This is a genomic window from Lyngbya sp. CCY1209, assembly GCF_055795065.1.
In genome coordinates this window covers 39,327-56,957 of sequence record NZ_JAYFER010000639.1, presented here as the reverse complement: position 1 = coordinate 56,957, position 17,631 = coordinate 39,327, and the positions used below count along the sequence as shown (strand labels likewise).

19 protein-coding genes are annotated in these 17,631 nt (G+C 51.7%); 7 read left to right on the top strand and 12 right to left on the bottom strand.

Annotated features, from left to right (window positions below):
• Positions 1-33: 33 nt before the first annotated feature.
• From rimK to AC0QHF_RS25085, 6 genes are all read right to left on the bottom strand, one after another.
• Positions 34-939 carry a 30S ribosomal protein S6--L-glutamate ligase gene (gene rimK, locus AC0QHF_RS25110; RefSeq protein WP_324707002.1) on the bottom strand — a complete coding sequence of 302 codons (906 nt, stop codon included), beginning with the start codon at positions 937-939 and terminating at the stop codon, positions 34-36.
• A gap of 160 nt (positions 940-1,099) precedes the next feature.
• Positions 1,100-1,570, bottom strand: coding sequence for a four helix bundle protein (locus AC0QHF_RS25105; RefSeq protein WP_324707001.1), 471 nt, complete (start codon positions 1,568-1,570; stop codon positions 1,100-1,102).
• 59 nt (positions 1,571-1,629) lie between these two features.
• Positions 1,630-2,112 (bottom strand): class I SAM-dependent methyltransferase, encoded by a 483-nt coding sequence (locus AC0QHF_RS25100; protein WP_324707000.1) that lies wholly within the window; start codon positions 2,110-2,112, stop codon positions 1,630-1,632.
• Positions 2,113-2,139: 27 nt separating this feature from the next.
• Positions 2,140-4,161 carry a mechanosensitive ion channel family protein gene (locus tag AC0QHF_RS25095; RefSeq protein ID WP_324706999.1) on the bottom strand — a complete coding sequence of 674 codons (2,022 nt, stop codon included), beginning with the start codon at positions 4,159-4,161 and terminating at the stop codon, positions 2,140-2,142.
• A gap of 146 nt (positions 4,162-4,307) precedes the next feature.
• Entirely contained in the window at positions 4,308-5,777 is a 1,470-nt protein-coding gene (locus AC0QHF_RS25090) for a mechanosensitive ion channel family protein (RefSeq protein ID WP_324706998.1), read from the bottom strand.
• Positions 5,778-5,841: 64 nt separating this feature from the next.
• Entirely contained in the window at positions 5,842-7,533 is a 1,692-nt protein-coding gene (locus tag AC0QHF_RS25085) for an iron uptake porin (protein ID WP_324706997.1), read from the bottom strand.
• A gap of 303 nt (positions 7,534-7,836) precedes the next feature.
• Here AC0QHF_RS25085 and AC0QHF_RS25080 point away from each other — a divergent pair, with 303 nt between their 5' ends.
• Positions 7,837-8,328, top strand: a complete 492-nt coding sequence (locus tag AC0QHF_RS25080; RefSeq protein ID WP_324706996.1) for a DUF1269 domain-containing protein — start codon at positions 7,837-7,839, stop codon at positions 8,326-8,328.
• Positions 8,329-8,636: 308 nt separating this feature from the next.
• Here the strand turns inward: AC0QHF_RS25080 and AC0QHF_RS25075 are convergent, their stop codons facing one another.
• Together AC0QHF_RS25075 and AC0QHF_RS25070 are read right to left on the bottom strand one after the other, a co-directional pair.
• Entirely contained in the window at positions 8,637-9,563 is a 927-nt protein-coding gene (locus AC0QHF_RS25075; RefSeq protein ID WP_324706995.1) for a DNA adenine methylase, read from the bottom strand.
• 112 nt (positions 9,564-9,675) lie between these two features.
• Complete coding sequence (locus AC0QHF_RS25070) at positions 9,676-11,169, bottom strand: glycosyl hydrolase family 57 (protein WP_324706994.1); 1,494 nt, start codon at positions 11,167-11,169, stop codon at positions 9,676-9,678.
• A 94-nt stretch (positions 11,170-11,263) separates the two neighbouring features.
• On the opposite strand from AC0QHF_RS25070, the gene sfsA reads away from it, so the two are divergent.
• On the top strand, positions 11,264-11,983 hold the full coding sequence (sfsA, locus tag AC0QHF_RS25065) for a DNA/RNA nuclease SfsA (protein WP_324706993.1): 720 nt from the start codon (positions 11,264-11,266) through the stop codon (positions 11,981-11,983).
• A gap of 76 nt (positions 11,984-12,059) precedes the next feature.
• On the opposite strand, the gene AC0QHF_RS25060 is transcribed toward sfsA, so the two are convergent.
• Both AC0QHF_RS25060 and AC0QHF_RS25055 read right to left on the bottom strand, forming a co-directional pair.
• A complete protein-coding gene (locus AC0QHF_RS25060; RefSeq protein ID WP_324706992.1) occupies positions 12,060-12,503 on the bottom strand; it encodes a T3SS (YopN, CesT) and YbjN peptide-binding chaperone 1 in 444 nt (147 codons plus the stop codon).
• Positions 12,504-12,505: 2 nt separating this feature from the next.
• Positions 12,506-12,985: a CYTH domain-containing protein gene (locus tag AC0QHF_RS25055; RefSeq protein ID WP_324706991.1), complete on the bottom strand. Its 480-nt coding sequence runs from the start codon at positions 12,983-12,985 to the stop codon at positions 12,506-12,508.
• 128 nt (positions 12,986-13,113) lie between these two features.
• Between AC0QHF_RS25055 and AC0QHF_RS25050 the strand changes: the two genes are divergently transcribed.
• The 3 genes from AC0QHF_RS25050 (at position 13,114) to AC0QHF_RS25040 (ending at position 15,219) form a co-directional block, all read left to right on the top strand.
• Positions 13,114-13,290, top strand: a complete 177-nt coding sequence (locus AC0QHF_RS25050) for a hypothetical protein (protein WP_324706990.1) — start codon at positions 13,114-13,116, stop codon at positions 13,288-13,290.
• Positions 13,291-13,648: 358 nt separating this feature from the next.
• Positions 13,649-14,608, top strand: coding sequence for an orange carotenoid-binding protein (locus tag AC0QHF_RS25045; RefSeq protein ID WP_324706989.1), 960 nt, complete (start codon positions 13,649-13,651; stop codon positions 14,606-14,608).
• Between the two features lie 290 nt (positions 14,609-14,898).
• Complete coding sequence (locus AC0QHF_RS25040; protein ID WP_324706988.1) at positions 14,899-15,219, top strand: hypothetical protein; 321 nt, start codon at positions 14,899-14,901, stop codon at positions 15,217-15,219.
• A 189-nt stretch (positions 15,220-15,408) separates the two neighbouring features.
• Here AC0QHF_RS25040 and AC0QHF_RS25035 read toward each other — a convergent pair whose 3' ends face one another.
• A complete protein-coding gene (locus tag AC0QHF_RS25035) occupies positions 15,409-15,633 on the bottom strand; it encodes a diguanylate cyclase domain-containing protein (protein WP_324706987.1) in 225 nt (74 codons plus the stop codon).
• A 120-nt stretch (positions 15,634-15,753) separates the two neighbouring features.
• Positions 15,754-16,728, bottom strand: a complete 975-nt coding sequence (locus tag AC0QHF_RS25030) for a carbohydrate kinase family protein (protein ID WP_324706986.1) — start codon at positions 16,726-16,728, stop codon at positions 15,754-15,756.
• Positions 16,729-16,961: 233 nt separating this feature from the next.
• On the opposite strand from AC0QHF_RS25030, the gene pedR reads away from it, so the two are divergent.
• Together pedR and AC0QHF_RS25020 are read left to right on the top strand one after the other, a co-directional pair.
• Positions 16,962-17,261, top strand: a complete 300-nt coding sequence (pedR, locus tag AC0QHF_RS25025) for a photosynthetic electron transport-dependent transcriptional regulator PedR (protein WP_324706985.1) — start codon at positions 16,962-16,964, stop codon at positions 17,259-17,261.
• A gap of 24 nt (positions 17,262-17,285) precedes the next feature.
• On the top strand, positions 17,286-17,582 hold the full coding sequence (locus AC0QHF_RS25020) for a hypothetical protein (protein WP_324706984.1): 297 nt from the start codon (positions 17,286-17,288) through the stop codon (positions 17,580-17,582).
• Positions 17,583-17,631 lie beyond the last annotated feature (49 nt).

Sequence of the window (17,631 nt, the reverse complement as noted above, 5' to 3'; positions counted from 1 at the left end):
TTAGATTGACCGTCTTGACCCCATAATCACAGTTTAACCTTGGGTGCGATCGCGGGGGTTGCCTTTTCCGGCGTGTTTTTCCAGATATTCGATGATCTTCCTCGGCACGTCCACCCCCGTCGCCTTCTCGATGCCTTCGAGTCCCGGCGACGAGTTCACCTCCATCACCACCGGGCCGTGGTTCGATCGCAGCAGGTCCACCCCCGCCACCTTCAACCCCATAATCTTGGCGGCGCGGACGGCGGTCGATCGCTCCTCCGGGGTCAATTTCACCTTCTCGGCCGTTCCCCCCCGGTGCAGGTTGGAGCGAAATTCCCCCTCGGCCCCCTGCCGCTTCATCGAGGCCACCACGCGATCGCCGATCACGAAACAGCGCAGGTCCGTTCCCCCCGCTTCTTTGATAAATTCCTGCACCAAAATATTGGCATCTAACCCCCGGAACGCCTCGATCACGGACTTGGCCGCCTGGTAGGTTTCGGCGAGCACCACCCCGATCCCCTGGGTTCCCTCCAGCAATTTGATCACCAGCGGCGCCCCGCCGACGATATTGATCAACCCGTCGATATCCTTGGTGGAGTGGGCGAACCCCGTCACCGGCAGGCCGATCCCCTCCCGGGCCAGCAATTGCAGGCAGCGCAACTTGTCCCGCGATCGCGAGATCGCCTGGGACTCGTTGGCGGTGAACACGTCCATGATCTCGAACTGGCGCACCACCGCCGTGCCGTAGAAGGTTTTGGAGGCGCCGATGCGGGGGATAATGGCGTCGAAGCCTTCCAGGGGTTTCCCCCCGTACATGACCATCGGCTTGTGGGAGGTGATATTCATATAACAGCGCAGGTAGTCGATGACGTACATCTCATGACCCCGCTGTTCTCCCGCTTCTTTGAGTCGCTTCGTAGAGTACAGGGAACTATCTTGGGACAGAATCGCGATTTTCATAATCCAAATATCTCAAGTCTTCTGGGTTGCAGATCGAACGAGGAGCAACCGTGCTTCGAGCGGTTCGGGAGGATGTCACAACGTCCCCAGTTTGTCCGTTCCCCCAACATCCGAAACCCCACGCCATTGGACTCCCGCAGGTTATCTTCAACGTCTACTATTATCTCACCGATCGCGCCGAGTGGGGTGGGGAGTCGGGAGTCGGGAGTCGGGAGTCGGAAAGCGTCGATACGAAATCCATTTTTAGGATTTCCTCTTTAGTTTTTTTCTGGAGCGAGCGAATCAGAGAACGTAGCATTTTACCCACTACATCACATTGTCGCAGAAGCGGTTCAATCGTTTGATTATCGATCGATTTCACTCTTTCTGACAGGAGCAAATGGGTTTCGAGTTCCTTTAGAGAGCCCTGAGCTATTTTCAAAAATTGAATATATTCTCCTCTGTTCTCTCGACCATATCCCTCTGCTATGTTGGCTGGCACCGATGCCGCTGCCCTGCGGATTTGTGAAGTCATTCCGTAAATTTCAGCGGGCGGAAACGCTTGAGTGATCTGATAACACATCTGAGCCAAATTCATCGCTTCTCCCCATACCCTCAAATCTCGATAGGATTTAAATGCTTTATTTGTCATAATTTTGAATCCATTTTTTTAGAATTGAATCCGACTCCCGACTCCCGACTCTCGACTCCCTACTGAATTGGAATTTGCCAAAAATAGAAGGTGCATTCCTCTTCGGGATGGGGTAAATGTAGGGTGCGATCGGGTTTCCAATCTTCCATGTCGAAGTCTCGGGAAACGATGCGGGTTCCGGGTTGGAGTTGCTCGAATAATCGGGGTTTCAGGCGGAGATTGAGGTGGGGTAAAAGGTAGAGAAAAACCACGGTCGCTTCGCCGAAATGGCTTTCAAATAGGTTTCCCTGGCGGAATTGAACGCGATCGCCAACGCCCGCTATTTTGGCGTTTTCGGCGGCTTCCGAAATGCGATCGCGATCGATGTCGATGCCGACCCCCCGGGCTCCGAATCGTTTCGCTGCCGCGATCGTCACCCGTCCGTCACCGCAGCCGAGATCGTAGAGGATATCATCTTCGCACACTGCGGCCCAAGTCAGGACGTCCCCCAGCAAATCTTGGGGGGTGGGAATGTAGCCGATATCGAGTCTGGGAGAGGGCATAAAAGGCAAAAGAAAATAGAGGATCATTTAAGATTGAGTCACTTCGTTCTGACTCTTTTTGTCCGGGGTATCTTTGGAGTCCGATCGCTTCGGCAACTTCAGAGAATATCCCGAATCCTGACAATACCAGATCGATCGCTGGGGGACGCCGAGGGCAATTCCCACTTCATCCAAAGCCGTTTTGAGTCGAAATCGAAACGTCCGCCCCACGGGCCACTGTTCGCCCGGTAAAGTTTTGATCAAAAAGCGAATCACGGTTCCTTCGTGGGAAATTTCATCGACCCCCAAAATTTCCAAAGGGTCCAAAATTTTGTCTTTCCACTCCGGTTCGCTTTGCATTTTTTGAGAGACATCCCGAATAATTTCCATCGCTTTTCGGATGTCCGCATCCCAGGAAATTTGCAAGCCGAAGTTGACCCGCGACCAATCTTTGGTGTTGTTGATGACCGCCGAAATTTGACCGTTGGGGATGGCGATCAACTGACCGTCCAAATTGCGGAGGTTGGTGACGTAAAGGTTCATGCTTTCCACCGCCCCCGCATACTGTCCGATTTCAACCACGTCTCCCACCGCATAGCGATCGGTAGACAAAATCAAAACTCCGTTCAGCATATTTTCGACGATATTTCGAGACAGAAATGCCGTCAACAGTGCGAAGGCGCCCGCCCCCGCCAAAATCGCCGGATTGATGCCGAGCAAAACAATCGTCCCGTAAATACCGAGGACAACCATAATGACGGTCTTTCCACTTTTCAACGCCGGAGAATAGGTACTCGCCCGCATGGTGTAGCGGTTGGATTTGGGGTCGGCTTCTTGTTGTTCTATCGCCCAACTGTTCAGGGAGGAATCGATGGCAAAGTCGAAGATCTTATCGATGACTGTTATTCCGAACCAGAGGGCGGGGATGGCGATCGCCTGCACCGCAATCAGAATCATAAAGGGGCGGGTCTGACGAAAGATAAAAAAGATCAGACCCAGGCCGAACAAAATGATAAATAGATACCCGACCAGGAGAAATCGCCGCAGCAATTCGACCAAATTCTTTTCTTGCTGAAGCGAGGTTTGGCTGTTGAGACGGGCCGCGATCGCTCGGGGAACTTTGGCAAGTTTTTGTTTGAAACCGAAATTGAACTTTCCCTTTCTATTTGGGGCGGACAGTGGAGGCTCGGACTCCGTTTCGGGTGGGTCAGAATCGACCCCCTCTGTTTCTTCGCCGTCAGATTCGGGAAGGGTTTCCCCCGACGCGGCTTCTGGATTCGATTGAGCGGAGACTATCAGCGCTTCCAATTTTCTTTTCACACGCTGACGCCATCGCCTCAGCAATTCTCGAAGCCGGGACAGAATCAAAATTGCAATGATGGCAATCCCGCTGATACCCAGTGCAATTTGTAACCTCGCCCAAGGATATTGGGCATCAAATTCTCGTCCCCACAAGACTTCGCTGGCCGATTGTCGGACCACATCTCGCCAAGTGAGAGCCAACTCTTGAACCGTGGTGGAATTGACGACTGCATCCGGGCGGGTAACGGTTACAAATGTGACTTTGGGTACTCCCAAGTCGAGCTGTTCGGGAGTAAAGATGACCGTTTCCTGATTTTCAGTTCCGACTTCCGCTCTCGGTGTGAGAGGGTGCAGGGGTTTGTCCGAATTGTAAGGCAACCAAAAGTGCCAATCTTTGGGCTCGGAAACCTGGGGCAAAGATTGCGCCCGGGTGATGTTGCGGACGCCCCGGTTGAAAGATTCTTCGAGGAGGTTGGCGCGTCTTTCCAAATTCACGGCAATTTCCCGGTCATCTCGTTCCAAATTTCGAGCCGCTCCCAACGTCAAATCTCCATTGTGTTTGAGTAAATTCCCACTCAGATAAACGTGACTGCACCAATGGGAACCGCAGATCTCAGCCCGATTTAGATCCCACCAAGGGGTTTCGGGATTTTCTACATCGGGTGCCGCGGAAAGAAACGGAAATTGTGCAACCGCATCGGATTTCCAGGCGAAAGTCAGGCAAAATGCGAGGAGTGTAATTCCCAGAAAACGGGCAATTTTCTTCATTTGGCAGTTCTCCTAAAAGTGACAGCGATCGCCAATTTAAAGACAACCTCAGACATTATACCGGCCCAAACGCAAACCCCATGCGGTGCAAGCTCACAAAAATTGTCGGAGAAATGGGGGGCGATCGCGGATTATTTATGATTGAGTCACGTCATTTTGAAAATTTTTGTCCTGAGTCTTCTGGGAATCCCCTGTCTGGACAGAAATGCGGTCAACAGTGCGAAGGCTCCCGCCCCGGCCAAGATCGCCGGATTGATGCCGAGAAAAAGGATCGTTCCGTAAGCTCCCAAAGCGATAGAAATCGCCATCGTTCCATTTTTAAGAGCCGGAGAGTAGGTACTCGCCCGCATGGCGTATCGGTTCGATTTCAGATCGGTTTTCTGTTTTTCTCTTGCCCAGTCATTCAGGGCGGAATCGATGGCAAAGTCGAGCAGTTTATCCATCACGGCGATTCCGATCCAAAGTGCAGATATAACGGTCGCTTGAATGGCAATCTGAAGCATAAACGGGCGAGTTTGGCGAAATAGAAAGCCGATCGCGATGAGGCCCACCAAAAGAATAAATAGATTCCCAACTAGAATAAATCTTCGCAACAACTCGACCACATTTTTTTCTTGCCGAAGTGCAGTTTGGCTGTAGATATGTGTCGCGATCACTTTTGGAAAATCGGCAATGGGTTGTTGGAAATCGAACGAAAAATTGTACTTTTTCTCTTTGGGATCGATCGGGGTGTCGGTCGTCGCCATCTGCCGGGGAGAGTCTGTCGGTTCCGTTTCCCCCAGATCGTCCGACTTTGGGATCGTTTCTCCAGATGCCGCTTCCGGATTAAATTGATGAGATAAAATCAGGCTATTCAGCTTTTTTTCGATCCGATCTTGCCACCGACTTAATAGATGTCTAAATTCGGAGAGAAGCACGATTGACATGATGGCGAGTCCGCCAATAATCATCGCAATATTGGCTCTCGTCCAGGGAAATTGAGCGTCAAATTCTCGTCCCCACAATGCCCGACTTGCCGCCAGTTCTATCCGATCTTGCCAAGTTTGAGCCAGCGCTTTTACCGTCGTACCGTTGGCGATCGCATCCGCACGATTGACCGTTATAAATGTGGCTTTTGGTATCCCCAATTCGGGTTGTGCGGGAGTAAAGATGACGGTCTGCTTATTTTGAGTTCCGATTTTAAATTTCGGGGTCAGGGGGTGCAGGGTTTTTTTCGAGCTGTAGGGCCACCAAAAGTCCCAGTCATCCTGCCGGGCGACTTGGGGTAAGGGTTGCGATCGCGTAACATTCCTGACGATTTGAGCAAATAACTGCTCGATTAATACGGCCCGTTTTTCCAAACTCAACGCGGTCGAATAATCGTCGCTGTTCAGATCTCGAGGTGCTGCCACGATCAAATCCGTACCGATTCTCAGATTTCCGCTGAGTTCGACATTGCTGCACCAATTTGAACCGCAAATCCTCGCCCGATTGAGATCCCACCAAGGGGTTTCGGGATTTCGCGTATTGGGAGCTTTTGGAAGGAACGGAAATTGGGCAACTGCCTCGGATTCCCAAGTTAAAGTCAAGCACAGCGCGAGCAATAAAATTCCCAGAAAACGGACAATTTTTTTCATTCTAAAGTTCCCCCAGGAGTGACGGCGATCGCCAATTTCAAAATCATCTCCGATATTATAACGGCTAAAACGCAAAAACCGTGCGGATCAGTCCCACAAAGATGGTATCATTTCGCCGGTCGTGTTCGGGACTGGTAATGACGTAAAATCCCGGATTAATCGTGATGTAATCGTTGACGGGAAAGGTGTAAAAACTCTCAAATTGCAGGGCTGTATCGGGGTCGTCCGGCCCGCGATCGATGTCCACCAATTTCGGCGGCATTCCCACAAAAACGCCGATCTGATCCCCTTCCCGAAACAGATCTAAAAACGATAAAGCTACACCCCAATTATAAATTCTGGCGCTATTATCTGAGCGCTGATCTTGGGCAAAGGTCGCACCCACCCAGCCGGCAATGTTAAAGTGGGGGGTCAACAATGCCGTCGTCTGAAAGCCGACATTGTGGGCGGTTGTGGGATTGCCAAAAAAGGGGTCGAAGGTCCGTTCGCTTCCCGTATTTCCCAGCAAAAATGAGTCATCTTTCTTGTAGTAAGAAAAAATGTAGGTCAAACCGAATCGCCAGTTCTCCGTGGGGGTAAATCGTAAATTTGCTCCCGTACTGTAGCTGCCGTTAAATAGACCGTCGCCCGGTCTGGCATTGGCGGCTGTCGGTCCCTGCTGGGTGTAGGCGACGGCCATTCCAAACCAGTCGTTAAATTGGTGTCCCGCCGCCAACTGAGTGCCGCTGGGTTGGCGATAAATGGGGTTGCGGACGGCAAACTGGGTGAAGGCCGCCCCGTTGCGTTGAAAGTAGGGATTGAAGTTGTCGAGGAAGACCGCATCTAACCCCACGCCAAACGCACTCACCCAAAAGAAGGAGCGATCGTCGAAGTTTCTCCGATATTCGACCGAAGTGGGAACGATTTTCGTGCTGTCAAATTCGTAATCCAACCCTCCCATGTTGGTTTGATCTCCGAGTTGTCGGACAATCGTGCCTCCCCGCAACTCTACTCGCAGGCGGTCTGTCCCGGTAAAACTGGTGTCAAAATCGAACGTGAAACGACTGCCAAAAACCGCCTGGTCTAAATCCGAGTCCGTGCGACTGAAATTCTTTCGATTCCCGTTAAATTCCGGGTTGTTAGAATTCATGGAATTAAAAATAACCACGCCGCTCAGTTGGGTCGTGGTCGAAAATTGATTGGCTTCCAACTCCGCCGTCCGGGCTTCCAAAACATCAACCCGTCCGGCTAAAGATGCCAATTCGGCCGCAAATTCTTCTTGCAATCGCCGCAACGCGAGTAAGTCGCCCCGGCCGACCAAACCCTCCGTCGAAGCGTCGATCAATTCCGTTATCCGTTCCAAACAGGCGTTCAAACCCGCCGCGAATTCGTAGCGGGTTAACGCGCGATTTCCCCGGAAAGTTCCGTTCGGATATCCGGCGATGCAGCCGTAGCGTTCGACTAGGGATTGCAAGGCTTGGAAGGCCCAGTCGGTGGGTTGGACGTCGGAGAGTTGGGACACCGATGTAATTTGACGTTTCCGGCGTCTGCGGGATTGCACATGAGTCGGCTTTTGAGGCTGGGAACCGTAGCTGCTGCGGAAGTTGCCGACGGTTTTGACATCCTCGATGGTGAGATCTCGTTCGGGTTGCATCTCCCCGGGTTCCGACGCGGAATCCAAACAGGCGGGGGGTTGACAGGAACTGGCGGGCGGTGATTCGGAATGTGTCGGTTTTGACAGGATTGTGAGGGCGATCGCGATCGAAGTGAGAGGCAAAATCCTCCACCGGATTTTCATGGGACTCCTTATCAATATTTCACCGTCCCGCATGATAACGGAATTATGGACTTTTGTGAAATGATTGGATTTTGAGGCTCAGAGTTGATGTTTTTTGCCAATCCAACATTATACACGCGATCGCAACTTTCGATCGAGTCAACGGGTGAAAAGCGCGTCCCCACTCCCGTGAACCCATGACATCCACCCAAAATTCTGGTCGCGTCAAAAGAGAACTTTTCGCCCAGTTTCTGATAGAATCGATGATTGTAGCGTTTGAATTGATCGAGGATCAAAACCACTATGGCAACATTAACCGTTTGGAAATTTGACACCGCCGAAGGAGCCAAGCAAGCCCTGGCCAAGTTAGCCGAACTACAAAAACAACGTCTCATTGAAATTAAAGACGCTGCCACCGTGTCTTGGCCCGCAGGCAAGAAAAAGCCCAAAACCAAGCAAGCTGTAGATTTGGCAGGCGCCGGAGCTTTAGATGGAGCTTTCTGGGGACTGCTGTTTGGCATTCTCTTTTTCGTGCCCATTTTAGGTGTGGTCGCCGGAGCCGCCGTCGGCGCTTTGACGGGTTCTTTATCGGATTACGGTATCAATGATGATTTTATCAAAGATGTCAAAAGCAAAGTGACGGAAGGAACATCCGCCCTGTTTTTACTCACGGGTAATGTCACCTTGGATAAGGTTCAAGAAGCTTTTGAAGGCGAAACTGCCGAACTGATTCAGTCCAATTTGACCAACGAGCAGGAAGAACAACTACAGGCGAATTTTAGCGGTGAGTCATAACTGCTGATCGGATGGATTGACCGGCTTTATCCCTAGCAATTCTGCCCATTTGGATAGAGATGCTAGGGTCAATTTTTGCCGTTCTTAATCATCAAAAATTGTCAACCCCAGATTAAATGTCCCAAAGGAGAATGGAGAAACGAGGGATCAAGTTCGCCCACCTGCCACAATTTTTGCAGCCTCACGGCGTGATCTGAGTATTTTCACTTAAAACCCGATCATTTATATCGGATTGATGGATTAGATTGTTGCAGTTACCCAAATCACAACAAATGCCACTCATTGACGATCCCGCCGACATGAGGCTATCAATAATTGGTGATCACTAATTCATCAATTTGACCCCGTTTTTTGCCATTGCTGTTGATGGCGCGATTGGCGGAGACGCGATGAATCTTGAAGGGTTGATATAATTCCTCAAAAAAGTCGTCTGTCGGATCTTCATTTTTGGGATCGGAATTGCTCAACATCATTTTGACATCATGGGTGGTGTCCAAGTGGCGAAAAAATTGAGCCAGTCGAGTCTGTTGGCGATCGCAAAATGTAAATGTTGAATAAGACGTAAAATTAGCCGTCTTGCTGAGGGGACGATAGGGGGGATCGAAATAAATCAACGTTCCCGGTTTGATGGCTGGTTCGCACAATTCAAAATCCCCCACTGCGATCTCGGCAATTTGTAGCAATTCCGACACGGATCGCAAATTGTCTGCATCCAATATTTTAGGATTTTTATAGCTGCCGGGAGGAACGTTAAATTCCCCTTTGCTGTTGAGGCGAAATAAGCCATTAAAACAGGTGCGATTCAAAAAAATTAACAGAGCGGCTCTGGAAACCCAATGGCTATCATATTGCCGATCGCCGATTTCTTGCTTCTGTAAATTGTAGCGATCGCGCAGTTTAAAATAAAAACATTTTCGCTCAGTTAACGGACATTGATGGTAATCCCTGGCAAGATTGCCAACTTCCTCGATCAACCTTTCTACATCTTTTTGGATGACCTGATAAACTAGAATCAACTCGGGGTTAATATCATAAATTGATGCCGAGGCGATTTGATATTTCTGGGCAACCTCAAAAAAGACAGCTCCACCGCCGATAAAGGGTTCGATATAGTGTTGAATTTGACCCTGCTTTAATTCGAGGGGATATAAATTTTCAAACTGTGAAAGCAGTTGGGATTTGCCCCCCGCCCACTTTAAAAAGGGTTGGGCGGTTTTTTGGGGACTCTTTGTCATTCTCAAGGAAAGTTTTTCACAAATCAACACCACCGTCCATCCTATCGGATTGAGCCTCAAAATGTCAAGCCTATTCCGAACCCTCCCCGGGTAGAGGGGAGGGAGATTTTTTTTAACCCTTGACTATCGCCTCACCCCGACGGTAAATTTCTCGGGCATAGTCCGTCCACATTCCCTGTCCCCAGTAGCGAAAACAACTCGTTTGCAACAGTAAATTATACAGCAATGCTTCCTGATAATCCTGCCGTCGCGTCACGGTCGGATCTTCAGCAACTAGGGGGTCATATTTGCGGTGAAAATCGGCGCTGAGTTGGTTCATCGGTTCCAACACATTTTCATATCCTTTCACCCAACTCAAATTGTTCGTCCAGGATGCCCCATCCATGTTGAATTGGGGGTCAGTTTCCCGCAATTGCGCGATCGCATTTTCGACGGCTTCCGGCGTGGCGCGATCGACTTTTTCCCAGACACGATGTTGGTGAACTGCCTGACAGGTGGGATAATCCTCCGGCCGCACCCCCGCCACTTCCAACAATTCCAAATATTCCGTTCCGTTGAGCCCCACAACCCCCGTCGAACCCCGGCCATTGTCCTTAATATCAGACCACACCGGTTTAAAATCCCGGGGATATTCATTCATCATCACGCCGCCATTTTCCCCGTCGGCGATTTGCGTAACGCAGCCGGGAACTTCGCAGTTTCCAAGCTGCTGCCGTCCGCGACTTTTCGCCTCGTGGTAGGGCTGCATTTGCGCCACCAATTTCGTGTCAGAACCTTGGGTTTTAATTAACGCCGTAATGCCAATTTCTTCGCCGTGGGAATTTCGCGCCACCAGACGATTGGGGATATATTTATCATCGTGGTGGAGGGGGGAACCGTCCAAACGCTCGACGGAATGTTCCTGAACCATCAGCCAGCGATAACCGCACTCCCGCAGGGCTTTGATGTATTCAAACAAACTGTCGGGATGGTTGGGAAGGTGCATTTCCGGGGGAGAAAAACCCTTCACCCGTCCCAGGGCATCGAAGCCAAAAATAGAGGCAAAATGATGTTGCCAAGCCCGGATGTGCAACTTGATATCGGGGATAGGAGTCGAGGGGATAACGGCGTGACTCCACATCGTCCCCAACCATTCCACATGGGGCCAATATTTGGGGTCGCAAGCGATCCGTTTCAGGGCGTCGAGAACGTCATTTCGCCCCATCTGCCGCAGCCCCCACAGCAAGTTGCCGGAATAGTCCAACATGATGCGCGGATTGTCGCCATTGTCCACCAATTCGGGGATAAATTCCCCCATGCGTTTGTAACACCAGGCGAAGGGTTCGGCGTTGTGATTGTCGCCCTCGTTGGGATGTTCAAACATATACTGGAGATTGCTGATGAGTTCCCCATTTGCCCCCGCCGGGACGGTGGGTTGGTGCAGATGGAGGGCGCAGGCAAATCCGGCGGTGATTTGGTCTGGATTTAGGTTGTTGACGGGTTGGAAAATGCGATCGCCGTGATTGACGACGGATGCGATTTCCGCCTCCCAACCGCAAATATTGGGCCAACCCGAGCGGATTTCTTCCAAAGTCGGCAGATTAGAAGGAGATGCTGTCGCGGTCATAATTTTTATCCTCATCGAGCCAACTGGTTGTTAACATGATACCCTAGTTTGGTTTCAAGTTTTTGACTCTCCCGTTCAAATCCATCACCCCAAAATGACCGAACCCTTTCTCTACTCCTATCCAACCCTAATTTCCGGAACTCTCATCCGCCGCTACAAGCGGTTCATGGCGGATATCGAACTCGCCTCCGGGGAAGTGGTCGTCGCCCACTGTCCCAATACCGGCCCGATGACGGGGGTTTGCATTCCCGGAAATCGGGTTTGGGTGTCGAAAAGTGACAATCCCAAGCGAAAATTGGCTTACACCTGGGAGTTAATTCAGCTTCAAGATAACGAACCGACTTGGGTGGGAGTTAACACCAGTTTGCCCAATAAAATTGTGGGACTCGCCCTCCAGCAGCGTCTCTTTCCCGAGTTGGGAGAGTACGGGAAAATTCGGCGGGAAGTCCCCTACGGCTTAGGGGGAAAAAGTCGGGTCGATTTTGTTTTGGAAGGGGGCGAAAAACCGATTTATGTAGAAGTTAAAAATACGACTTGGGCGCAGGGACAGTTGGCGTTGTTTCCGGATACCGTAACGGAACGGGGGCAGAAACATTTGACCGAGTTAATGGGGATTGTTGCAGCCGGATCTCGGGCGGTGATGCTGTATTTTATCAATCGCGGGGATTGCGTTAAATTTGCCTCCGGGGACGAAGCCGATCCGGTTTACGGGAACCTGTTGCGGTCGGCGATCTTGAAGGGTGTGGAAGTGCTACCCTGTCGGTTTGATGTGAGTCCGGAAGGAGTCAAATATTTGGGGTTGGCGGCGTTTTAAAATTTGACCGAACGGCCGGCAGAAATTGAAAAGGGCGAATCGGATTCGCCCCGACAGTAAAATCGCAACGTGGCGATTAAGGCGCGATATCTAGCGCCCGCTTTCCACCCCAATTTCCGATAATTTGATCGTCAAATTTGTCGGCGGTTTCTAACACGGACAAAACGGAAGATTCCAATTCCCCCGGGTCGCAAGTCGAGCCGACGATGGTATGGCCAAAACAAATGTCGTCGTTCTCATCCAAAGAAAAAGCGCCGAAGACCATCTGAGCATTTTTAGACAATAAAAATTGCATCAATTCCGGGGTAATTTCGGCCCCTTTGACGACCGGCGATCGCGTCTCGATCACCGCATCCTGATGCCAGGGGTGAATCCGCACTTCCACCCAAGCCGATCCCATGAACAAGCCGAACCCCGGTTCGTCGAGTTTTTCCCAAGGATATTTGTCGAACATCTCTTCCATCCAGGTGGCGACTTGTTCGTAACATTCCCGCTGAATTTTAGTCTGAAATTTCATCATATTTATCCTTCCCGAAGAGACCAATTACGATAGGGATTCCGGATCAAATTGACGTTATAATATCTGGAATCGTGGGAAACTTCTTCGCCGATCCACTCCGGCAGGTCGAAGATTTGCCCTTCGTCGAGTAACTCGACTTCGGCCAAAATCAACCCTTCATTATCCCCGAAAAACTCGTCGATTTCCCAAATCAAATCCCCCAGGGAAATTTTATAGCGCTTTTTTTCGATCAGCGGCCGATCGCACAGCGTCGCCAACATCTCTTCCGCATCTTCGACGGGGATCGGATATTCAAACTCTGATCGCCGATACCCCACCGTAGTGCCTTTGATCGTCAGATACCCGCGATCGCCGACAACCCGAACCCGCACCGTTTTTCCGGGGGTGCTGGTGATGTAGCCCTGGCGATAAATGCTACCGACAGACAGCGATCGCCACCCGTCCCCCCGCACCAAAAATTTGCGCTCGATCTCGATAGCCATATTTTATTGATTTTTAAACGTTTGCCCCCATTCTATCCGCTCGTCCGCCGGAAAACTGACCGAATCTGGATCGCCACCCCCCCCGGCAGGCGGTGTCCCGGAACGTGAAACACACCCTCGGAAAATTCTTGGCCGTCAAATTAGCCCTCGTGTCCGTCGGCTTCATCGGCGCACCGGTTACAGCCCTCGAACCGGAACCGAATTCGGAAGCCCAGATCCGCGATCGCCTCAACGCCGACACCGGGGAACTGGAAGCCAAACAATTTTCGACCCCGACAAAACTGGCGGGAGAGGTCATCTTTTGAGTTACGGATACGTCGTCACCAACCCGGATGACAATTTCCAAAATGATACGACTTTTGTCGTCGTGATCCGAACTTTCTTCCAGTTTTAGGAGGGCTTAAAATTTTGGGCGATCGGTGTTGCGCTTCGACGCCCGCGATGATCGCCCAGAAAAATTTTGGTTTTGCTTTCAGGGGTGTTGAATTGTCTTTGAGGGGATAGGAAATCAACACCCCCAATTCAGTGGGGCAACACCCGCGCCCCAGTCGGTGACCATCCTCAGTTCCCCTTTCCCGGGGTAACTGGAGTCCCTGAAAAGATTCTGCATGGTTTGATACCGAACCGTGGTAGGATTTTTTTACAACCAATTGAGGTACCCCCATGCCATTTACCATTGATTCGGCCCGTGGCATTTTCCCCGAAACCTTATCGGCCGATGTCGTTCCCGCGACGATCGCCCGATTCAAGCAGCTCAATGCCGAAGATCAACTGGCCCTGATCTGGTTTGCCTATCTTGAAATGGGTAAAACTATCACCATTGCGGCGCCCGGGGCGGCTAATATGCAGTTTGCCGAGAATACCCTCAATGAAATTCGGCAGATGACCCCCATGCAACAAACCCAGGCGATGTGCGACCTCGCCAACCGCGCCGACACCCCCATTTGTCGCGCCTACGGAAGCTGGTCTCCCAACATCAAACTGGGATTCTGGTATCAACTCGGACAGTGGATGGATGACGGCAGTGTGGCGCCGATTCCCGAAGGCTACGAACTTTCTGCCAATGCCACTGCCGTTTTAGCGACGATTCAGGGACTCGATCCCGGCCAGCAAATTACGGTGTTGCGGAATTGCGTCGTTGGCATGGGCCTCGATGCGAGTAACTTAGGCAGTTCTACCCGCGTTGCCGAGCCAGTCGTCCCCCCCCAAGAGGTGTCCCAGCGAACTTCAGTCAAAATTGAAGGTGTCAGCAATTCCACCGTGCTGGAATATATGAACAACCTAAATGCCAACGATTTTGATACGCTCATCGAACTGTTTGTCTCTGACGGCGCCCTGCAACCTCCTTTCCAAAAACCAATTGTCGGCAAAGAGAACGTATTGCGCTTTTTCCGAGAGGAGTGCCAGAACCTCAAGTTACTCCCCGAGCGCGGTGTTGAGGAACCCGCAGAAGACGGCTACACCCAGGTTAAAGTGACGGGTAAGGTGCAAACGCCGTGGTTTGGAGGGAACGTCGGCATGAATATTGCTTGGCGATTCTTGCTCAACCCGGAAAATCAAATTTTCTTCGTGGCGATCGATCTGTTGGCATCGCCCAAAGAACTGCTCAATTTGGTTCGTTAGAATCAGGTTTTTCATCGAACGAGGGGACAGGGAGACGTTTTCTTTTGCAGAACGCTCCCTGTTCGATCGCACTATGAACGTCGGTTCGGGCAAAACCGAACTCCCAAAGCCGTGAGGGGTGCGAAGTGGATGACTGACTGTTCTATAATGATTAAAGTGCTTCGTGCCGGATCAAAGGCAAACTGAAATTGCCGGCTTTTTCAACAAAGAGTCGGGCTATTTTTGATGATTTTAATCTGTCAATATCTGGACACGCACCCCTAGATAACGATCAGCTTGGGTAACGATTTGTGAATGAAATTAATTGGTCTGAAGCCGAAAAGACAGTCGCAGATGAAGCTTTGCAGAAAGCTTACGATCGCGAAATTAAAACGTTGATGGATGAAGTTCGACAAAAAGCAGTTGAAATTACTGATATTGATGCCATTTGGCGGCTGCACGATTTTTTGAGTGCCAAACGGCACGAAATTGAGGGTAAATACGACGGTCGATATTCGGTGCTAATTTTCGTGTTGGCTCAGTTGCTCAAAGAGAAGTGGTTGACTTTAGAGGAATTACAGGGTCTGGAGACAGATAAGCGAGCCAAAATTGCGGCTTTGGCTCGGATGTAAGATCGTGAAGATGGGGTGTAGGGTGTAGGGAGAAAAGAGAAGCGAGAAAAGAGAAGTGAGAAACTCCATGACTTCTCACTCCTCATTCCGATAGCTCCGTCCCCAAGGGAGAATCTCAAATCTGAAATTCCCGACGTCTGAAAATTCTGCTTAATTATCAGGATATCATAGAACGGATCTGACCGGATTTCAGCCACCGGCTTGGGCGCGATATCGGGCGCGATCGGCTATTTCGATCAAATGTTTAGGCTCGGTGTCCCGGGCGGGCGCGATCGCCACCACCCTCAGACTCAACGTCACCCACTCCCCAACCGGGGAGGCGGCATGGGAAATCTGCAAAGATTCGACATTTTTTCCCATCGTCTCGGCTACCTCTTCTTCTGGCGGGGGCGGGACGCTCTTTTCATCTAACATCGGATTGGTTTCCGGCGGACTCGGAAGCCGCTGTGTCCTCCCGATTACAAAATATTGCGCTTCGCGCCGGGTGCCGGGTGTGGAGAAAGTCAAAATTCCCTAATACCGACTCCCGACTCCCTACTCCCCGAACTGGAGAAACGCCTCCACCTCGGCGGCGGTGGGTTGGGCCGCGATCGCCCCCGGTTTCGTCGCCGTCAGGGCCCCCACGGCGCTGGCGTAGGCGACGATTTCCCGCGCCGTTTGCGGGTCCCGCAGGCCAGCCAGACCCCGCCCCAGGATCTGGTGGACGAACCCCGCCACGAAGCCGTCCCCGGCCCCCGTCGTATCCTCGACCGCCACGGGGAAAGCCGGAAACGACCCCTCGCGGTCGGACAGGCAGTAGGCGCAACCGCGATCGCCCCGGGTGATCAGCACCCCCTCCACGGAGTCCAAGCGGTAGTTGATCGCGCCGGGATCGGTCGTGTCAAACAGCCACTCGCTTTCCTCCTCCGACAATTTCACGAAATCCACCCGTTTGAGCAGGTCCGTCACCAGCGGCTTGGCCGCCCCGGGATCGGGCCAGAACACCGGCCGCCAGTTGACATCCACCAAAATTTTCAAATTGTAGCGATCGGCCAATTTCAGGGCGCGGGCGATCGCAGCCCGGGTTTCCGGGTAAGCCAACCCCAGAGTCCCCAACACCAAAAAATCGGCGTCGAGAAACAATGACTCGGGCATCCAGTCCGCCTGCAGGCGGGTGTCGGCGAAGGCCGTCGTGTCGAGGGTTCCGAAGCCGGCAAACTCCCGCTCCCCGGATGGCGATCGGAGCACGAAAACCCGCCGGGTGGGGGCGGTGGGGTGGCGCTGGACACCCGTAATGTCCACCCCCGCATCCCGGAGAAATGCCACCAGGCGATCGCCCCCTTCGTCAAAACCGATCGCCCCGACAAATGCGGATGAAGTCCCCAACTTCACCAACCCGCAGGCCACGTTAGCCGGTGCACCTCCGGGGTAAGCCGTCCACGATTCCACCGCCTCCCAGGACTGATGCAATCCGTCGGCCAGACAATCGAACAAAATTTCACCGAGGCAAAGAACGCGAGAATGATTCATCTTGACTGTAAAAAATAGAGTTCAATCAGGTGCAGCTCCCGGGGAGCGGCGGGCAAAAGACCGAAAAAATCCTGCAGTCCTGTTCCTAATTCTTAAAATTCCCCCGCCCCGACGTTACAAATGGTTCAAAGTTCCATCTCCCCAACTCACCGGTCTAACACGTTATATAACGTTTTTGGTCAAGATCCATTTAGAATTATAAGTAGGTAAATATGCAGAGATAGGATACCGTCATGTCGCATGGTAAGTCTAAGAGCCCGGTTTCCCTCTCCGAGCGAGAGCTGCAGGTGGTCGAACTCGTCGCGATCGGACTGACAAACCAGGAAATTGCGGAACGGCTGGAAATCAGCAAACGCACCGTGGACAACCACATCAGCAACATCCTGACCAAAACCGCGACGGACAACCGGGTAGAGTTAGTCCGCTGGGCCCTGCAATGGGGCAAAGTCTGCATCGACAGCATCAACTGCTGTCTGTTGCCGGACTCCCCCTCGTCCGAAAGTGCGGAACATCCTGTATCCTCGGTTGAGTAGGAAAACCAAACCTCACTCAGCACCATGTCAATAGCACAAACCCCTCCCCGCCGTCACCTCCGCTGTCCCCGCCTGCCCTTAGCTATCTATCGGGAAGTTGCAGCCCACCTCCGCCAGGTGCGGGGTGTACGGACGGGTTTGCTTCCCATGCCTGCCGTTTCGGACGATTCGGAATGGTCAGCGTTCGACTACACCCAAAGTCAAGTCGCCGGCCTGTGGATCGAGTCTCCGGAAGCGGCCGACCCGGAAATCGACCGGCAAATCGAAGAAATTTTAACCTATTACGGCGATCGCCACGGATCTTGGGAAATTGATAATTGATAATTGACAATTGATCATGCCCCATTCTCTATGGAGGGGGGTGTGTCGT

Excerpts from the sequence above, each read along its gene's own strand:
- AC0QHF_RS25100 (WP_324707000.1), bottom strand. The coding sequence starts at position 2,112 with ATGCCCTCTCCCAGACTCGATATCGGCTACATTCCCACCCCCCAAGAT.
- rimK (WP_324707002.1), bottom strand. The coding sequence starts at position 939 with ATGAAAATCGCGATTCTGTCCCAAGATAGTTCCCTGTACTCTACGAAG.
- AC0QHF_RS25030 (WP_324706986.1), bottom strand. The coding sequence starts at position 16,728 with ATGAATCATTCTCGCGTTCTTTGCCTCGGTGAAATTTTGTTCGATTGT.
- AC0QHF_RS25075 (WP_324706995.1), bottom strand. The coding sequence starts at position 9,563 with ATGACAAAGAGTCCCCAAAAAACCGCCCAACCCTTTTTAAAGTGGGCG.
- AC0QHF_RS25105 (WP_324707001.1), bottom strand. The coding sequence starts at position 1,570 with ATGACAAATAAAGCATTTAAATCCTATCGAGATTTGAGGGTATGGGGA.
- AC0QHF_RS25020 (WP_324706984.1), top strand. The coding sequence starts at position 17,286 with ATGTCAATAGCACAAACCCCTCCCCGCCGTCACCTCCGCTGTCCCCGC.
- pedR (WP_324706985.1), top strand. The coding sequence starts at position 16,962 with ATGTCGCATGGTAAGTCTAAGAGCCCGGTTTCCCTCTCCGAGCGAGAG.
- AC0QHF_RS25055 (WP_324706991.1), bottom strand. The coding sequence starts at position 12,985 with ATGGCTATCGAGATCGAGCGCAAATTTTTGGTGCGGGGGGACGGGTGG.
- AC0QHF_RS25090 (WP_324706998.1), bottom strand. The coding sequence starts at position 5,777 with ATGAAAAAAATTGTCCGTTTTCTGGGAATTTTATTGCTCGCGCTGTGC.
- sfsA (WP_324706993.1), top strand. The coding sequence starts at position 11,264 with ATGACCGAACCCTTTCTCTACTCCTATCCAACCCTAATTTCCGGAACT.
- AC0QHF_RS25035 (WP_324706987.1), bottom strand. The coding sequence starts at position 15,633 with ATGTTAGATGAAAAGAGCGTCCCGCCCCCGCCAGAAGAAGAGGTAGCC.
- AC0QHF_RS25060 (WP_324706992.1), bottom strand. The coding sequence starts at position 12,503 with ATGATGAAATTTCAGACTAAAATTCAGCGGGAATGTTACGAACAAGTC.
- AC0QHF_RS25095 (WP_324706999.1), bottom strand. The coding sequence starts at position 4,161 with ATGAAGAAAATTGCCCGTTTTCTGGGAATTACACTCCTCGCATTTTGC.
- AC0QHF_RS25080 (WP_324706996.1), top strand. The coding sequence starts at position 7,837 with ATGGCAACATTAACCGTTTGGAAATTTGACACCGCCGAAGGAGCCAAG.
- AC0QHF_RS25045 (WP_324706989.1), top strand. The coding sequence starts at position 13,649 with ATGCCATTTACCATTGATTCGGCCCGTGGCATTTTCCCCGAAACCTTA.
- AC0QHF_RS25070 (WP_324706994.1), bottom strand. The coding sequence starts at position 11,169 with ATGACCGCGACAGCATCTCCTTCTAATCTGCCGACTTTGGAAGAAATC.